The organism is Rhizobium cauense (assembly GCF_019511525.1).
GTDB lineage: Bacteria > Pseudomonadota > Alphaproteobacteria > Rhizobiales > Rhizobiaceae > Rhizobium > Rhizobium cauense.
Window position 1 is genome coordinate 530,035 of record NZ_JAEUAT010000003.1, and the last position, 17,650, is coordinate 547,684.

Annotated in this window: 11 protein-coding genes and 1 pseudogene; 3 read left to right on the forward strand and 9 right to left on the reverse strand. The window is 57.8% G+C overall.

All coding sequences use genetic code 11. The features are described from left to right. Nucleotides 1–290 precede the first annotated feature (290 nt). From JNB88_RS08530 to JNB88_RS08540, 3 genes are all read left to right on the forward strand, one after another. A complete protein-coding gene (locus JNB88_RS08530) occupies nucleotides 291–965 on the forward strand; it encodes a type 1 glutamine amidotransferase domain-containing protein (protein WP_220355064.1) in 675 nt (224 codons plus the stop codon). A gap of 15 nt (nucleotides 966–980) precedes the next feature. Next, the gene (locus JNB88_RS08535) at nucleotides 981–1,442 is read left to right on the forward strand and encodes a YybH family protein (protein WP_220355065.1); all 462 of its coding nucleotides are present in this window, start codon (nucleotides 981–983) and stop codon (nucleotides 1,440–1,442) included. Nucleotides 1,443–1,582: 140 nt separating this feature from the next. Then, entirely contained in the window at nucleotides 1,583–1,948 is a 366-nt protein-coding gene (locus tag JNB88_RS08540) for an EF-hand domain-containing protein (protein WP_113409332.1), read from the forward strand. Nucleotides 1,949–1,987: 39 nt separating this feature from the next. Here the strand turns inward: JNB88_RS08540 and JNB88_RS08545 are convergent, their stop codons facing one another. The 9 genes and pseudogenes from JNB88_RS08545 to JNB88_RS08590 form a co-directional block, all read right to left on the reverse strand. Further along, the gene (locus tag JNB88_RS08545) at nucleotides 1,988–3,010 is read right to left on the reverse strand and encodes an aldehyde dehydrogenase family protein (RefSeq protein WP_220355087.1); all 1,023 of its coding nucleotides are present in this window, start codon (nucleotides 3,008–3,010) and stop codon (nucleotides 1,988–1,990) included. A gap of 454 nt (nucleotides 3,011–3,464) precedes the next feature. Beyond that, complete coding sequence (locus tag JNB88_RS08550; protein ID WP_220355066.1) at nucleotides 3,465–4,505, reverse strand: alpha/beta fold hydrolase; 1,041 nt, start codon at nucleotides 4,503–4,505, stop codon at nucleotides 3,465–3,467. Between the two features lie 573 nt (nucleotides 4,506–5,078). Further along, complete coding sequence (locus JNB88_RS08555) at nucleotides 5,079–7,607, reverse strand: GAF domain-containing sensor histidine kinase (RefSeq protein ID WP_220355067.1); 2,529 nt, start codon at nucleotides 7,605–7,607, stop codon at nucleotides 5,079–5,081. A 402-nt stretch (nucleotides 7,608–8,009) separates the two neighbouring features. Continuing rightward, nucleotides 8,010–9,533: an aldehyde dehydrogenase (NADP(+)) gene (locus JNB88_RS08560; RefSeq protein WP_148177914.1), complete on the reverse strand. Its 1,524-nt coding sequence runs from the start codon at nucleotides 9,531–9,533 to the stop codon at nucleotides 8,010–8,012. Between the two features lie 12 nt (nucleotides 9,534–9,545). After that, nucleotides 9,546–11,864, reverse strand: a complete 2,319-nt coding sequence (locus tag JNB88_RS08565) for an FdhF/YdeP family oxidoreductase (RefSeq protein WP_220355068.1) — start codon at nucleotides 11,862–11,864, stop codon at nucleotides 9,546–9,548. 220 nt (nucleotides 11,865–12,084) lie between these two features. Then, nucleotides 12,085–12,873 (reverse strand): enoyl-CoA hydratase/isomerase family protein, encoded by a 789-nt coding sequence (locus JNB88_RS08570; RefSeq protein WP_220355069.1) that lies wholly within the window; start codon nucleotides 12,871–12,873, stop codon nucleotides 12,085–12,087. A 282-nt stretch (nucleotides 12,874–13,155) separates the two neighbouring features. Further along, complete coding sequence (locus JNB88_RS08575) at nucleotides 13,156–15,570, reverse strand: PAS domain-containing sensor histidine kinase (RefSeq protein WP_220355070.1); 2,415 nt, start codon at nucleotides 15,568–15,570, stop codon at nucleotides 13,156–13,158. A gap of 402 nt (nucleotides 15,571–15,972) precedes the next feature. Beyond that, nucleotides 15,973–16,460: pseudogene (locus JNB88_RS08585) on the reverse strand (helix-turn-helix domain-containing protein); the annotation flags it as partial. Further along, nucleotides 16,457–17,458 carry an IS30 family transposase gene (locus JNB88_RS08590; protein ID WP_220355071.1) on the reverse strand — a complete coding sequence of 334 codons (1,002 nt, stop codon included), beginning with the start codon at nucleotides 17,456–17,458 and terminating at the stop codon, nucleotides 16,457–16,459. The pseudogene JNB88_RS08585 and the gene JNB88_RS08590, both read right to left, overlap by 4 nt. Nucleotides 17,459–17,650: the final 192 nt, after the last annotated feature.

Consider the following 17,650-nt stretch of genomic DNA (forward strand, 5'->3'; position numbering starts at 1 on the left):
GTGCAAACACTATATCACGAGTGGGCGCGGACACTATTGCCCTGATGATCGATATCCCGCCGTCCCTCGATGCAGAGCATGCGAGTTTCCTGGCGAAAATCCATTGTACGATGGTATCGGCATCCGTTTTCGGCCTGTTTCCACGACACCATCGTACAATGGCATGCGCCCCGTCACTTGAGCATGCTCATGAGGTCGATCGAGCGCGCGCCGCCTCAGTATAGCGAGCTGGCCGCTGTTCGTCAGACCGGACAGACGCCGACCGTCTAAACCTTTTCAAGGAGATAACGATGAGCAAGATCCTGATGGTTCTCACTTCGCATGATCGGCTTGGCAACACGGGCCGGAAGACCGGGTTCTGGTTGGAGGAATTTGCGGCACCCTACTATGTCTTCAAGGATGCAGGTGCCAGCATTACGGTCGCCTCTCCGCGGGGCGGGCAGCCGCCGATCGATCCGAAAAGCGACGAGCCAGGCAATCAGACGGACTCAATGACCCGGTTCAAGGGTGACAAGGATGCTCAGTCGGTCCTTGCGAACACGGTGCGCCTCGCGACCGTAGAGGCCAAGGATTTCGACACGATCTTCTATTCGGGCGGGCACGGGCCCATGTGGGATCTCGTCGAGGACAAGAAGTCGATCTCGCTGATCGAGGAATTCTACGGCTCCGGAAAACCCGTTGCAGCGGTTTGCCACGCGCCAGCCGTCTTCCACCATGTGACGTTCCAAGGGAACCCGCTGGTGAAGGGCAAGCGGGTGACCGGATTCACGAACTCCGAGGAGGAAGCGGTACAACTCACCAAGGTGGTGCCGTTCCTGGTCGAAGATGATCTCAAGTCGCTGGGCGCGCACTATGAGAAAGCGGGCGACTGGGAGAGTTTTGCGATCGTGGATGGTCATCTTGTCACGGGCCAAAACCCGGCCTCGTCGACCGCGGCGGCGAAATCGCTGCTCGGCCTTCTTTGATCGACGAGGCCTGTTATGAAGCCCCAACTTTCGGAGATTGAAGGCGTCGAGCTTAAGTCCGGAGACAGCGGCCCGCTCGATGTCCTGATCGAATTCTACCGGGCCTTCAACGCCGCCGATCTTCCCGGCTTGGAAGCCGTCTGGCTGGCAGGCGAGGCACCAAGCATGGACAACCCGATCGGCGGCATCCGTCGGGGCTGGACTGCGATCGAGGAGGGCTATTCCAAGCTCTTCAATGGCCCTGCGAAGGTCCGCGTGGCCTTTCATGACTTCACCAGTCAGGGAGGACCCGATTGGCATCTTTTCGTCGGTAGGGAGCGCGGCAACTGCGTTACCCCGGACAAAGAGCTGAAGATCGCATTTCGAACTACGCGTTGGTTCATCAGACATGATGGTTCCTGGCGGCAGCTCCATCACCATGGCTCGGTTGAGGACGCTGATATGCTTCGCGACTACCAGCGCCTGATTTCTGGCTGATAGCAGAGACAGCGGCGGTGTAGATCGCCGCTCTCTCGCCCTTGTGCGGTAAGGTCCGCTCAAGATAGGCGGAAGATGCTTTCGCTGCGGCGCCACGCGTGCCGCTTTTTACTGAATATCATTGCTTACAGGAGAATTTGATGGCCGTCGCTGCCGATACCGCGCCGCTTTCTCAGCTGCTTAACAAGGCTTTCGCCAAATTCGACAGAGACGGAGACAGCAAGCTGACGGGAGACGAACTTGATAACTTCGACCAGATCCTCAGGCCAGGCGTAGCACTTGATGACAACGGCCGCCCCACGGTCGACATGAAGCAGAAGCTCGACCACAATGGTGATGGCGCCGTCGACCTCGACGAAATGAATTCGACTGGAATTCTGATGCCCGCAAGCATGTGCGACAGCGACTTTTCCTCCCTCCTCGGATATCTGCGCGCCAAGACGGACGATCCGGCAGCGCTGCAAGCAGCGACCATCCTGGAACTCAACGATAATAAGGAGGCGTAGGCACTAATTGCCGTGCTCCCAGGAATTTCAAACGTTGCCCTAGGAGGGAAAAAGGACAGCCTTGGTCTCGAGAAATGCGGCGAGCCCCTCTGGCCCGCCTTCGCGGCCAATCCCCGAGTCCTTGAAACCACCGAAAGGGGCGGACGGTGCGAGTTCCATTCCATTGATGTGCACCTGGCCCGTCCGAATTCTGCGGGCGATTTCAAAAGCCGTCGCCGGATTTCCGAATATCGAGCCGCTCAGCCCGAAGTCCGTGTCATTCGCAATCGCGACGGCCTCGTCGATGTCCTCGAAGGTCTGGACAGTGACCACGGGGCCGAAAATCTCCTCCCTCGCTATCGACATTTCCCTCGCCACGTTGCGGAAGACAGTTGGTTCGACGAAATGCCCGGAAGACAGGACCTTGTCCGGAACTCCGCCTGTCACGACCTCGGCGCCATCCCTTAGTCCTTGCGATATATAGGCAACCGCCTTTTCGAACTGTGCGGCGTTCAGCAGCGGACCGACATGCGTGTCGGGCTCCCACGGGTTGCCGATTTTGAGCGTCGACAGTCTTGAGGCGTAGGTGTCTACGACTTCGGCTTCGCGGGATCTCGGTACCAGTATGCGCGTCTGCGCGAAGCAGAACTGTCCGGAGAAGGGCATCGTAAAGCGTTCAAGCGTCGGCATGGCCTGCTTCAGGTCTGCGTCATCGAGTATGATGGCCGCCGACTTCCCGCCCATCTCCAGCGTGAGCCGCCCCATTCTCGGGGCGACCACGACGGCAATTCGTTTTCCTGTTCCGACGCTGCCCGTGAAGCTCACCTTTACCATGCGCCGATCCGCAACCAAGCGCGCGCTTCCTTCCGCATCGGCGAGAACGACGTTTATGACACCCGGTGGAATGCCCGCTTCCATGGCGCACTGAGCGACCAGATATGCGTCCAGCGGACTTTCGGGGGAAGGCTTGATGACACACGTGCATCCGGCGGCCAAGGCCGCACTCAGCTTGGTCATCAAGATAGGAAAGGCCGCGTTCCAGGGGATTATGATCGCTGCCGGACCAACTGGCTCGGAAAGGATCCGCGCAGTGCCAAGCGTCGTGTTGCGCTTCTTTTCAAACTCGAAGGTGAGGGCGAGGCCTGTGAATTACCTCAACCGCGCTATAGCGAGCGGCGCCAGCCGACTTGCCAGAGCGACAGGGGCGCCGACCTGCGCAGTCCAAAGCTTCGCAAAAAGGGACACGCGTCGTTCGAGCGCTTCGGCGAACGTGGTCATTATCGCTGCGCGCTCGCTGGGTGTGTCCTGGGCCATGGCCCATGCTCGAAGGCGTTTGCCGCGGATGCGATTGCCAGATCGATCTCGTCTGCAGTTGCTATCGGCACCTCGGCCAGCGTCCTGCGATCGGCCCGACTCACAATCTTCTTCCGTTCGGACCCGGAAGCTCTCACCCAGTGCCCCCCGACAAAGAAACTGTCGAGTATGCGCGGTGGGCATTCGTGGGCAAAATCGATCATCGCAGTCTCCACTTCTTCAGCTAGGACCATGCATCCACGTCGATGACCGCCTGGGCAAAAGCAGCTGGCGCCTCCTGTGGAAGGTTGTGACCGATGCCGCCGGAGACTAGGCGATGTTCATATTTTCCCTTGAACTTGCCAGCGTAGACTTTCGGATCAGGATGCGGCGCGCCGTTGGCATCGCCTTCCATGGTGATCGTGGGGACGGAGATTTCCGGTCCCGTCGCTAGCTTCGCCTCGTATTTGTCGAACCGCTTTTCTCCCGAAGTCAGCCCGAGGCGCCATCGATAGTTGTGGGCGACGATCTCGACATGGTCCGGGTTTGTGAACGCGGCAGCCGTCTGGTCGAAAGTGGCGTCGTCGAACTGCCATTGAGGCGAGGCGAGCTTCCAGATCAGCTTGGCGAAGTCGTTCGTGTACTTGCTGTAGCCTTCGCGTCCCCGTTCAGTCGCGAAATAGTACTGGTACCACCACTGCAGCTCGGCTGACGGAGGTAGGGGAACCTTTCCGGCGGCTTGGCTCCCGATGAGATACCCGCTGACCGAAACCAATGCTTTGCAACGCTCTGGCCAAAGCGCGGCCACGATGTCGGCGGTGCGAGCGCCCCAGTCGAACCCGGCGATAGTGGCACGATCGATTTTTAGGGCGTCCATCAACTTGATCGCGTCGACAGCGAGCGCGGACTGCTGTCCGTTACGCTTCGTCTCCTTCGAGAGAAACCTCGTGCCGCCGTACCCGCGGAGAAACGGAACGATCACCCGGTGGCCCCGTGCCGCCAGGATCGGGGCGACTTCGGCGAAACTGTTGATGTCATACGGCCAGCCGTGAAACAGGATGACGGGTGATCCATCCTGCGGTCCGACCGATGAGTAGGCTACCTTGAGGTCGCCAGCATCGACTGTCTCGCTGGCGTTCAGAGGGAGTGCGGTCCGCTTTGGAGCGCTGGTCTGATCTGCGCGTGCAGTGCTTGCGATGGCGCCGAGGACTCCGGCGGCAGTCAAGCCGAGAGCACCGCCACTGAATGAACGGCGGGTCAGGATGGAAAGTTTGTTGATGCTCATGATCGTCTTCTCCTCGATATCGCTTCGGACCCCTCAAATATCAGGGGGTGCCCGAGCGGGAAGTCGATAGGACTTTGGAGAGATGAATCGCTTGCCGCTACTGAACGAAGGTGTTGGGTCATACCAAGGTATCGGCGATACCTATGTTCAATCCCGATTGGGATGGCATTCGACATACTCGTTCTCCATGACGGCCCTCAAATGGTCGGAAGGAGAAAACTATGTCGCACTATCGCCCTACGGGATCCGCCTTCCCGGGCTTCGTTATCCTAATGGCCATCGCCGCATTGATCGTCGCATTAGTGTCTGTGAGGCAGCCACCGCAGGCCGCACGAGTTTGGGTTCCCGCCTCGACAGGCGCCAGCAACTCGATCCGAATTGTCGGCGAGACCTGTGCACCGTGGTGCAGATCGACCGATCCTACATAAGCACAATTGAGTGCCTCGATTCACGAAAGCCTGTCGAATTAATCACGGCTCACGCCCACACCTCAATCGCGGGGGCCTACATCCCTTGCCGTTTTGTTCGCGAACGTGAGGTCTGACCTAAAACTGGCTGCAGCCTGTTCCATACCTAAGCGGGCGGAAGGCAAAAACTGAACGTTGCTCCTGGGCCTTTATTCTGCTCGACCCAGAGGCGTCCATGATGTGCGTCGATAATAGATTGGCAGATCGACAAGCCTACGCCAAGACCATTAGGCTTGGTCGTATAGAAGGGCTGGAAGAGTTGATCAACCACATCGGCAGGTATGCCTACACCGCTGTCACGAACGCTCAACCTAACCGTACCGTCGTACTCCCGGCCAGTGCTGATAGTGAGTATTCTGGGCTGATCGGCGACTGAAACCATCGCGTCGACCGCGTTCAGAACGAGGTTGAGGATAACCTGCTGCAGTTGAACCCGATCGCCGTGCACAAAAGGCAAATCCTCTGCAAGTTCAATGCGCAAGCGGGCCTTGTGACGCTGGACTTCGACGGAAGAGAGTGCAACGACATCCTTCGTGGCTTCATTGAGATTGAGCAATTCCAGCGTTGGTTCTTTCTTTGCGAACATCGCTCGCAGTCGCGTAATGACTTGCGCTGCGCGATTGGCATCCCGGAGCGTGCGCTCAACCGTCTGGAGGGCGCCTTCGACATCGGGCGGATTGGCGGCCAACATGCGAGCGGCCATTCGGGCGTTGATGACCACCCCTGACAACGGCTGGCTGACTTCATGACCGATTGACGCACTCATGGCGTTGAGTGCTGCGACGCGAGACACATGAGCCAGATCTGCTTGAATTTTTCTCAGCGTAGCTTCAGCTTGAACGTGCTCAGAGATATCGCGCACCGAACCTACAAAGGCCAGATTACCTGTCGGAATAGATCGTCCAGTAATCTGCGCGTGCTTGGTTCTGCCGTCGGGCATTGTAAGACGAAGCGTAGTTTCAAATTCTGTTCGATTTCGAAGCGAACCCTCAAGCAGTCGGCGGACATGCTCAAGATCATCGACGTGCACACGTGCAAGGGCATGTTCCATCGAAGCCGGGAGCAACGTCTGGTCATATTCGAGCATCGAGTATAATTGTTGAGACCAGTACAAATCGCCGCTAGCTGCATCCCAGCCAAAGCTGCCTGTTTCGCTCACACGCTCTCCCTGTGCTAAGAAAGCTTCGCTGCGCTGCAGATTGGTATAAAGCGCAGCGTTCTGCAAAGATATGGCCGCCTGAGAAGCGAGTACCTCAAGCAGTTGCGTGCGCTCCGGCGTGAACGTATGCGGTGTCAAAGCCTCTTCAAGATAGATCAAGCCCACGAGGTGCTCTTGATGAACCAATGGAAGGCACAGCACAGACGCGGGGTGGTGCTGGGACAAATACCGATCTCCGGAAAACACGGTTTTGAAGGCTGACTCGGTTGAGGCGCCCAGAACTACCGTCTCTTTTGAACGAATGACATACTCCAGGATCGCACGTGGACATGTGTCATCGCTCATCCGAGCACGAGGCCTCGTAACGGTGACTTTCGAGCCTTTCGAGCCTTTCGAGTGTGCCTGGCCAAGTACCAGGTATTCATCACCAGATGGCCCAATAAGAAGACCAAGCGAGGCGCGAGAGTTTTCCATGAACACTCTGAGTAGGCGCTCAATCGTTTGGGGCATTTCTATGTCAGAAGACAGGATACGGGAATCACGGGCGACTAACGAAAGCAGATCGGCGCGTGCAACCGCGGTATACAACTTGGTCGTCTCGGCGAGGAGGGCAAAGAGGACTAATGTCGACGTGACAAGAGAAAACAAACGTCCAACATAAAAGCCAAGTGTCACGACCTTCGGTCCCCGTCCCCCAATCAGCGCAGTTATTGCAAGCTCCACAATCATCGCAAGCACAACCACCAAAAGCCACTGATCGAGCGTTGAGCGCCGAAACATCCACAACGCAACCAGGGCAAAACCACATACAGCCATTGTGATAACCGTGAGCCATCGGCCCTCTACCGGGTTCACGGGGGGCAAAAGTGTCAGCCAGGCGGTGCAAATAATCAGAGAGATCGCAGCTGCAATGGCAGAGTCGCGAATTATCCCGCTTTGCGCCCGTTGTTGGAAGAGGTCGCCTCTCTTGCGGAACCACAGATAGGCGGAAACACCCACAGGAATTCCAAGGTGCCACAACAGATAGACTCGGAAATTGATGTGGAGATCGCCGCCAAAGCTGACGGTATCTGAAATGGCGCCAGGAAAAGTCACCAGATGGCCAACCACCATCACCGCGGAAAATAGATAGCCGCAGCCAAGTGCCCAAAGTGCTTTTGATCGGGTGACCGAAAAATGCGAAAAGAGCAATCCTGCAGTGATTAAATCACTGACAAAAATAATAGCATCCAGGGCTGGAATGAAGCCGTCGACTCTCGGAAGCGGCATTGCAGCGAACGGCAGAAACGCGGCTAGTCCGATGAGTAGCGCGACGGCGCCCGCAAGTGCTCTCCGGGTCTGTGATGACGTGGGCGGCATGTAGGCCAGAGAAATCTGAGTGGGATCAGCAATCACTGCGTCGCCTCCGAATGACGATGGTTTACCGAATACCCTCAGATAGACCGCATCCACACTACCCCGCGTGAACGTCAGCATGCGATCTTGGAAACCCTGACGTTCAGACAGTCTAAGAGCCGATGTCGCGTATTAAACTTGGGTACCACCCTGATTTCAAGCTTTACGGGTACGTCGAAGGCCAAGCCGTCGTGCCGGACCTAATCTGGTAGTAACTGTGCAAGAGTGCGGTCCCGCTCGTCGCTTCCTGATCTTCCAATTAGGCGTAAATGGCCAGTCGGGCTGTACGGATCCCCTCCGACAGGTAAGCGACCGCTCGGCGCGAACGAAACAGCGATGATGCGCAGCCTGCTAAGGCAATACAGACCTCGGCGGCGTTGCGCCAGCTGCATCGGCACCAAGGAGGGGCTCAGACGGCGGCTTTATGAAAAGCGGGATTGGGTGGCCAATTGATTTTGGTCAGGCCACCCACGGGATAGCGTCTTACCGCAGGGGGGCGGGAAGTAGTGCGGCGGGGAAATCTTGATACGAGACTGGTCTCAGAAACCTGTAGATCGCGAGCGTACCCACGGATGTCGATCTTCCGTCGGAAGTCGCCGGGAAGGGGCCGCCATGGACCATCGCAGGAGAGACCTCCACACCCGTACCGAACCCATTCACCAGCAGTCTTCCTGCAAGCAATTCAAGCTTCGGAATGAGGGAGGTCACTGCATCCTGATCGCCGTCATCGATGTAGAGCGCGACAGTAAGCTGTCCTTCCAACGCATCCACGACTTCATTCAGCTGAGTCAAATTCCTGCAGCGCACGATCAGCCCAGCGGCGCCGAACACTTCGTCCTGCAGTTCGTGGTGCGCAAGGAAGGATTCCGCCGAGGTCTCGAAGAGTGCGGCCGCACCTTCGTATGCAGATCCGGTCTTCCCCGACGCGATGGACCTGACTTCCGGGTGCTGCTCGAGCCTTGTCACTCCGTCACAATATGCCTTCGCAATCGACGGTGTTAACATCGGCTGCGCGCTGATCTCGGGAAGCAGCTCCGCAGCCGTTTGGGTGAACGTATCGAGGTCTGCTCCATCGACAGCCAGAAGCAAGCCAGGGTTCGTGCAGAACTGCCCAGCTCCAAGGATAAGAGAAGCAACGAATGCCGAGGCGATTTCACGCGCGCGGTTTTTCAAGGCATCTGGAAAGAGGATGACTGGATTGATGCTGCTCATCTCGGCGTAGACCGGGATCGGCTGTTTCCGACGCGAGGCTATCTCCATGAGTGCGGTTCCGCCTCGGCGGGATCCGGTGAAGCCGACTGCGCGAATTCGGGGATCTGCGACCAACTTCTGCCCAGCCTCGAATCCGGTGTCGAAAATTAGGGAGAATGTGCCGGGATGCAGGTTCGCGCGCGCCACGGCGCGTTGCACCGCCCTGCCGACGAGTTCGGAAGTTCCCGGATGCGCCGAGTGAGCCTTCACGATAACTGGGCAACCAGCGGCGAGAGCCGAGGCCGTGTCGCCGCCGGCGACAGAGAACGCGAGGGGAAAGTTGGAGGCACCGAATACGGCCACCGGGCCAAGTGGGACGTTTCGCAACCGAAGATCTGGTTTCGGCATTGGTTTGCGAGACGGATCGGCACCATCGAAACGTAGCTCCTGGAAGCGCCCGTCGCGAACTTCCTTGGCGAACAGTCGAAGCTGGCCGAGAGTACGCGCACGCTCACCTTCCAGCCTTCCACGCGGCAGACCAGTCTCTGCCATCGCCCTGACGATAAGAACGTCGCCAATGCTCTCGACCTCTTCCGCAATTGTCTCGAGGAAAGCTGCCCGGGATTCGAGATCGGTCGCGCGATAGAGCTGGAAAGCCGCCCAGGCCTCGCTTGCAGCACGTTCCACATCCTCGGGCGTTGCTCCGCCGAATGACACCGGAAGCAGATTGCCAGTGGCTGCCTCGATGCCGTGGAACTCGCCGTTGGTGCCGCGTTTTTCCGATCCCGCGATAAGCAGGTTTCCAATGATCGTCATGCTACAATTTCCTTATTGAACTACTGTGCGTGATATAGGAACTCCGGAGGCTCGTGTCACCGTGACGGGCACCCCCTTATATGAGGGTGTGCCCGATTGCGGATCGAAATGAGATAGCGACATTACCGGGTTCATTTCTGGGTAATAGCCTGCGATAGAGCCACTTGGGATGTCATACGCCACGGCAGTAAGGCCGCTGATCGAGTGCGATTCTTCATCGCCCAGAAGCCCGCGGATTTCGATTTGGTCTCCGTCGACGAGCCCACGATTGGCCAAGTCCTCCTGGTTCATGAAGACGACATCGCGTCGGCCAAAAACTCCTCGGTAGCGATCATCGAGGCCATAGACGGTGGTGTTGTATTGATCGTGGCTGCGGATCGTCGTCAGGACGAGGGCTTGTATCGCTGCGAGCGCCGGATCTTCGCGGATTCCCGGCGCGATCAGAAAGGTAGCCTTGCCGCTGACAGTGTTCCAGCGACGGAAGGAGGCGGCCACGTCCAACCGGAAACCGCCCGGCTTGCGAACCCGCACATTGAAGTCGAAGAATTCGGGGAAGACCGCCTCGATCTTGTCGCGGATGCGATCGTAGTCTCCAACAAGGCCGTCCCAGTCGATGCCGTGACGATCACCAAGCGTGGCCTTCGCTATCCCAGCTATAATCGCTGGTTCGGACCTGACCATATCGCCAGGCGGCTTCAGGAACCCTCGGGATGCGTGGACCATAGACATGGAATCCTCGACAGTGACGGCTTGCGGACCGGACGCTTGAGTATCGAGATCCGTTCGACCAAGGCAGGGCAGGATAAGAGATGTCCTCGCGACGAGGAGGTGGGAGCGGTTCAGCTTCGTTGCGATGTGGACAGCAAGTTCGAGCTTTCGCATTCCCGCAAAGGTAGCCTTGTGATCGGACATCGCGACCGGAAGATTGCCGCCGAGGCAGATCAAGGCCTTTGACTGGCCCGCGATGATGGCCTCCATGGCTTCTACCGCATTGTGTCCCTTGTCTGCGCGAGGCTGGAAGCCGAAAGCCCGTTCCATGCCTTCGAGGAGTGGCTGACCCGGGATCTCGGTGATGCCCACCGTCCGATCGCCCTGAACGTTGGAGTGACCGCGAATAGGAGCAATTCCGGCGCCTCGACGGCCGATGTTTCCACGAAGCATGAGCAAATTGGCGATTTGCTGAACGTTCGACGTACCTCTAGCATGCTGGGTGACGCCCATGCCATAGCAAACGATCACGTTTGTCGCATGCGCGTAGACCTCAGCGACGCTCTCGATCGCCGCCTGTGACAAGCCGCTTGCCGATACTATCTCACCCCAGGGGGTCGCTTCGATATCAGCCAGGAGGGCCTCGATGCCCGTCGTGTGCTCGGATATGAAAGCGCGGTCCAAGACGCCCGGCTTTCCACGATCCAGACTTTCAGTATCAAGCGCGAACACTGCCTTCATGATGCCTTTGAGTGCTGCGAGATCGCCGCCCACCCGCACCTGATGATACGCTGACGCGATGCGGGTCGAAGAAAGCGTTACCATCTCAACCGGGTCTTGTGGCGCGGCGAAGCGTTCGAGCGCACGCTCCTTCAGAGGATTGAACACGATGATTGGAACGCCGCGGCGCGCCGCTTCGTGAAGGGTGGACATCGTGCGCGGGTGATTGGTGCCGGGGTTGTGTCCAAAACTAAAGATCGCATCCGCGTGGTCGAAATCCTCGAGCGTCACGGTGCCTTTTCCCACTCCTATGGACTTGGGCAAGCCGACGCTGGTGGCCTCGTGGCACATATTCGAGCAGTCCGGGAAGTTGTTAGTCCCGTAGGCACGCACGAAAAGTTGGTAGAGGAACGCTGCCTCGTTGGAAGCCCGTCCAGACGTGTAGAATTCCGCTCTGTCGGGATCGTCAAGTTTGTTGAGTTCGGCTGCTACCAGCGCAAATGCCTCGTCCCAGGCGATCGGCTCATAATGCTCGGTCTTGTCATTGTACCGCAACGGCAGGGTCAATCGGCCCGCATCTTCGAGCTGATGATCGGACCACTCCCATAGTTCTGAAACCGTGTGTTGCCGGAAAAAGTCGGCATCCGTCCTCTTCGCAGTGGACTCCCATGTGATGGCTTTGGCGCCATTCTCGCAGAATTCGAAGGAGGAGGTGTGCTTGGGATCTGGCCAGGCACAACCCGGGCAATCAAAGCCCTCGGGTTGGTTTGCCTTTAGCAGTGTTCGGCTGCCTTGAGCAACAATCTGCTGATGCGCCAGTGTCTTCGCGACCGCCTTCAAGGCATCCCAGCCTCCAGCTGGGTGATCGTATTGCTCAATTCCATCCGGACGTCTTTTCGTCATCGCTGGCTCCTCATTCCGAACAGGTGCGAGGCGACCTGTCTAGTCACATAGCAGAGCGTCATGATTGAGCGAGGGGCTGCCTTGCTCGGCCTCCCTAACTCGGCGCTTTCAGCCGCGACGCGATCCAATGCAAAGGTTGGCATTATCGATCACTGTTCTTGTGCGGCAGTGTAGCTTGGCAGGTCGTCAACCCCGGTTGACGCGACATGCTGGCCGAGATTCAGCTCGATGTCTGAGCGCTTCTGCAGTCCCGCTTCCAAAAGCTTCGCCATCCGAGCTTTCGTTGTCGGGCGTCTGGTTGAGATGAAGAACTGATCGAGCGTGGGCGGAAAGAGATCGTCGCCGGGAAGGAGGCTTCGTCAATAAATCGCTTGGCTTCAGCTAGCGCATCCTTGTCGAATCCCGCGATCCTCCGGGCAAAGCGATCGACGAACGCGTCGAGATCCGCATCAGGAATGGCTCGGTTCACGTACCCGTAACGTTCGGCCAACGCCCCCGGAAAGTCATCGGCGCCGAGCACCACTTCGATTGCGCGACCGCGTCCGATCAGGCCCGCTAGCCTCGCCATCGGGTTTCCGCCTGGTACCGCGCCGACGCCGACCTCGAATTGTCCGAGGACTGCTTTCTCAGCGCTTGCAAATCGAATGTCGCACGACAAGGCGAACTCGCTACCCGCGCCACGGGCCCGGCCGCGGATCGATGCTATCGACACGACAGGAGCTCTGGAGAGGCGCACCAGGACGTCGAGCCAGGGATGCATGCCTGTCGGCCCCTTGGTCATTGCAGCTGTTCTGGCCTTGTCTACGAGCACATCGTAGTGGGCGAGGAAGAAGTCCGGATCAGCGCTTTCGAACACGACGACCTTGATTTCCGGATCGGTTTCCAGTTTTTCGATCAGAGCGGAAAGCTCAAGAATGGTCTCCGGATCGACGAGGTTAATCGGGGGATTTTTGAATATCGCCCGCATGAAGCCAGGAGCGGGAAAGCCAAGTTCGATTTGCTTGCTCATATGGATTACCTCTCGTCGCTGCTAGGCAACCACCTAGCCGCGCCTGAGGCCTGAATCCTATTGCACAATGGTATCGCCCGCTGAGAAGGAAGGCCGCCTCCGGGCGGGTGGAGACGGCCTTCAGCGGACCGGGAGGATCCGCGCGCTCCGGCGGAGGGGAGGACGCGAGAGCGCTGTCGCTGCATCAGCGTATCGCCTTAGGAGGAAGAGGCGATGATCAGAGAATAGCTATCTTCGAGCCGTTGCAAACCAGACTTAGGTATCGGCCATCTGACGCGCGCTTCACGTCGCCGATCGGTCAGTCGTCTGCTTGCCAAGTCTAGGAAGAGAGAAGGCAAAGGTCGCGCCTGGTCCGTCGTTCGACATCGCCCACATTCGGCCGCCATGATTTTCGACTATCGAGCGGCTTATGGAGAGGCCTATGCCCATCCCGTTGCGCTTGGTCGTGAAGAACGGTTCGAACATCTTTTCCGTATCTTCAGGGGCGATCCCGACGCCCGCATCCGAGATGGACAGCGTGAGCATATCCTCGCTCACCAGTGCAGTTCGTACCAGCAGACGGCGAGGCCGCTCCTCGGTCTCCGCCATGGCTTCAATCCCGTTCAAGACCATATTGAGAATGACCTGTTGAAGCTGAATGCGATCGCCTGTGACGGGTGGCAACTCTGGCGCCAACCTGGCCTCCAGGACGATAAATTTCTCACGCATGTCTCGCGCCGACAATGCAATGACCTCGCGAGCTATCTCATTGAGATCGATCTGCTCCATGGCAGGAGACTGTCGATTGAACATAGCCCGAAGTCGCTTGATAACCTCGGTCGCACGCATGGTGTCTCGGATCGTCCGCCGGGCAGTGTCTGTTGCGGAGGCGATGTTCGGTGGATCAAGCGCCAACAGACGGACACATGCATTGGCGTTCGCGAGAATGCCTGAAAGTGGTTGGCTCACCTCGTGCGCTATGGACGTAGTCAGGGCACTTATTGTCATCACGCGGGACACATACGCGAGTTCTTCTCGCGCTTTTGCAAGTGCTTCCTCGCCGCGTCGGAGTGCATCTTCCGCTCGTCTTGTCTCGGTGATGTCCTGTACCGTTCCCATGAACACCGGGTGATCGCCGATGTAATTTGTAACCCTCGCAAGTCCTCGAATGAACCTGAGGGTCCCGTCTGTCCTGATGATCCGAAAGACGAAATCGGCATCCTCGCCGGCAAACCCTCTCCTCATCTCGAAGTCAAAAAGATCCAGGTCTTCTGGATGAACCCTTTCCCTGACCGCATCGATGCTTGGCTTGAGTTCAGGGTCCAGGTCGAATATTCGATAGAATTCCTCAGACCAGATGTTTTCATCCCGCTGGATATCAGATGTAAAGCTACCCGTTGAACTAATCCGTTGAGCGGCAACGAGTTGCGCCTGGCTCCGCTCGACCTGCGTCTCTCGCTTCAGAAGAGCTTCCTCGTGACGTGTCCGGTCTATGGAAATAGCTGCGATGTGCTTGGCTCGATCGACTACTTGCTCCTCGCGAGGTTCGAGGTTTCTTTTCTGATGACGTAGGATTGTAAATATCCCTGCCGTGTTGCCATACGGGGACAGAATGGGAATGGCTTGGCAGTAATTGAGGCCGTTGGCCAACATGATCTCGCCAATCGACGTGTCACGCTGGTCGCTTTCGGTCAGATTTGCGATCTCGACAGTCCTTTTTGACAGAGCGGCCGTGGAGCAAGGATCCTTGTCCGAAATCACGCTCCTGCCGTCGAAGACCTCCCAGAACGCGCCGGGCAGACTGTTAGCCGCGCCTACGCGGAAGAGCTTGCGGTCAAGCGAGAGCTCGAGAAACGCACAAACGAGGTCCGGAACCAAATCTTCGACTAGGTCGCAGAGCCGTTGAAGAACACTTGCCGACGGTGCGCCTCGCGCGACCATTTCTAGTATCTTCATTTCCTGCCCGAGCAGGTGGGAGGAATCCCAGCTGTCCTGAACGTCGGTCTGAAGGACGCAATGGCCCGCCAATTGTCCGTTCTGCGTCCGAATTTGTACGACCTGTGCCTCCAGCCAGCGCAGCGTTCCGTCCGCAGAGCGCCCTTGATACGACACGACAGCTGGTTCAATTGGATCCTGCTCAGCCTGCAAGTGAAAGGCGATTTCCTTCAGTTCGCTCAGATTGAAGTGGGCTGATCTGTCTTGCACCTCGGCGCTTGGTGACAAGCCATACCATCGCCATGCTGCCTGATTTGCGAACTCAAGCTCTAGGGATGGCGTCAGTAGAAGCGCTTGGAGGGACAAGGAATCCAGGAAAATCAGAAAGTCACGATCGGCGTTGCCATTCTGGTTGTCGATCCTCTCAAGGCGTTCTGTCGCAAGCCAACAGACCTCCACTCCGAGGCCTTTCATTGGCGACGCAGAAAGATTGAACCATTTGAACTGTCCATCCCGCCGCCGCAAACGGGCGGCGAAGAGTTGAACTCCCCCCTTCTGCGCCGGAACGACGAGGAGATGATCATCCGGATGCAGAAAGGTCGCCCACTGTCGCGAGCCACCCTGATCAATCATCAGGCCAGTGAACTCTGTGAAGCGTGAGTTCGCATAGCAAAGGACGCCTGTTTCGTCTGTTGTCCAGACCAGGCCGGGCAGGCTGTTCAAGATCGCTAGGCCGTCGTTGGACCCATAAGTGATTGCGTCCTCGTCAAGTGACATTGACATCAACGGTCGTTCCGTTCATTTCGTCGCCGCGCGGTCAGGGCAGGGGCCGTCGCTAGTCCGGCGCCGCTGGGGCGCGTCTCGGTCAACCGTCGCCCAGGGAAGTCTTTCCAGAGAATTGCGGCCAGCGCGCAGGCGAGCATCCATATCGACGCGGTCAGAGCAAACGTGACAGAAGTCCAGCCGAGAGTCGCCGAGGCGAGGATAGTTCCCAATGAAGTCGAAATTTTCAGCACGGAGAAAGCCTCAGCCCTCATCTCTGGCGTCACCAGGCTGTTGAGCCGCAATGAGTAGTGGATGCCGAGCGAGGGGGCGCATATCCCGACAAGCACGCAGCCGAGTATCGATAAACCAAAGGAATTCTGAAGTATCAGCGCGATGCCGCTTATGATCGAGAGGAACATCGCCGCTGGCGTCATCGATATAGACAAGCAGGCGCATTTGGGGCCGCGGTTCTCGAACCACCAGTGATGCGATCCGTCGATCTGCACCAGTTCGCCAAAGCAGTCACGTCGGCCGCGTGGCTGGAAAACCCGCTTCTTGCGCTCCCGCCGAGAAACCCAGATACCGGCCTCGGTCATCCATTGTCGCAACGTCTCCTTGGCCACAGAGATCCGGTGCAGCTCGATCAGCTTCTCACGCGCCAGCGTCGGACCGAAATCCAGATAGCGCTCCCGGATCAGATCCAGCGCCGCGTTGCGAAACTCCTCGCTGTGGCGCCGGTTGCTCGGCTGCGATCGCTTCTTAGAAACCAGGCCAGCGGGACCATCTCGGTCATAGGCCTGTAGCAGCCGATGGACCTGACTTTGACTGAGGTCGAGCCGTTCGGCAGCCTGGACAACTGGAGAAGCTACTCCAAGTGCAACGTGCCGGTTTTCAGGGTAGGGGATCAGGCCTCCTCCTGCAAGTGGGCCATGAATGCTTCGGCTGGTGTCCGATATCCAAGGCACTTTCTGGGTTGGTGGTTGAGGATGCGTGCGACCTGGTTCAGGGTTGCCTGCGACATCTGGCTGAGGTCGGTGTTCGGCGGTAAAAAGCGGCGGATGCGCTTGTTGGCGTTTTCGATGGCACCTTTCTGCCAGGGCGCGCTTGGATCACAGAACCAGCTTCGTGCACCGATACCATCTTCCAAAGCCCGGAATGCCGTGAACTCTGTGCCGCGATCAAACGTGAAGCTCTGACGTGCGAAGGCGGGCAGGCGGGAGAATGCCCGCACGATCTTGTCCATGATGGGTCGCGAATGCCGGCTCGGGTTTTTGATCAGCACGGTGTAGCGGCTCTTGCGTTCGACGAGGGACGTCACATTGGCATGGCCAAACGGTCGCTCGAAGATGATAAGGTCACCCTCCCAATGTCCAAACTGCGATCTATCTCCAATAAAATCAGGGCGTTGGGATATGCGATGCGAGGCCGGAAACACACCGTCTCGCGGCTTTCTGGAGCGCAGTGGACGACGTTTGCGACGCCCTTCCGGTAGATACTGATAGAGGCCAAGCCCGTAATGTTCCTTGCTGTAAATGAAGCGATAGATTGTCTCTTTACAAACGCGGACGAGGCTGTGCCCCTCCAACAACAGGCGCCCGGCGATCTGCTCCGGAGACCAGCGTGCCTCCAACTGGTTGATGATCTCCGTGCGTAAATTCGGGTGCCGCCGCAGCTTTCTCAGCCGGCGTCGCCGTTCCTTAGAGATATCGTGAGCTACCGTGCTGTAGTAACCGTCGTAGTCCGGCAGTTCACGATCGCGAAACGTGTTGCGCTTGATCTCGCGGTAAATCGTCGAACGATGGCGGCCAAGCTGATGGGCCATTTCGTTGATGGGAACTTTTGCCGCCACCAGCTGATGTAGGCGTCGTCGGTCGGCGAGAGAAAGCTGCGTATAGCATCGGGACATGCCAAAATTCTCCAAAGTGAAGCCATTGAAATCATTGGCATGTCGCACTTGGAAATAGAATGTACCGGTGTGAGTTCATGCTGAACCGCGACTTTTGTGGCTCATCAAGCTAGCCGGCATGTCTGATCTGCGCGAGCAGTTTCTTGCGAAAGACTTCGGCCGGCGTGCGATAGCCAAGGCATTTGCGGGGTG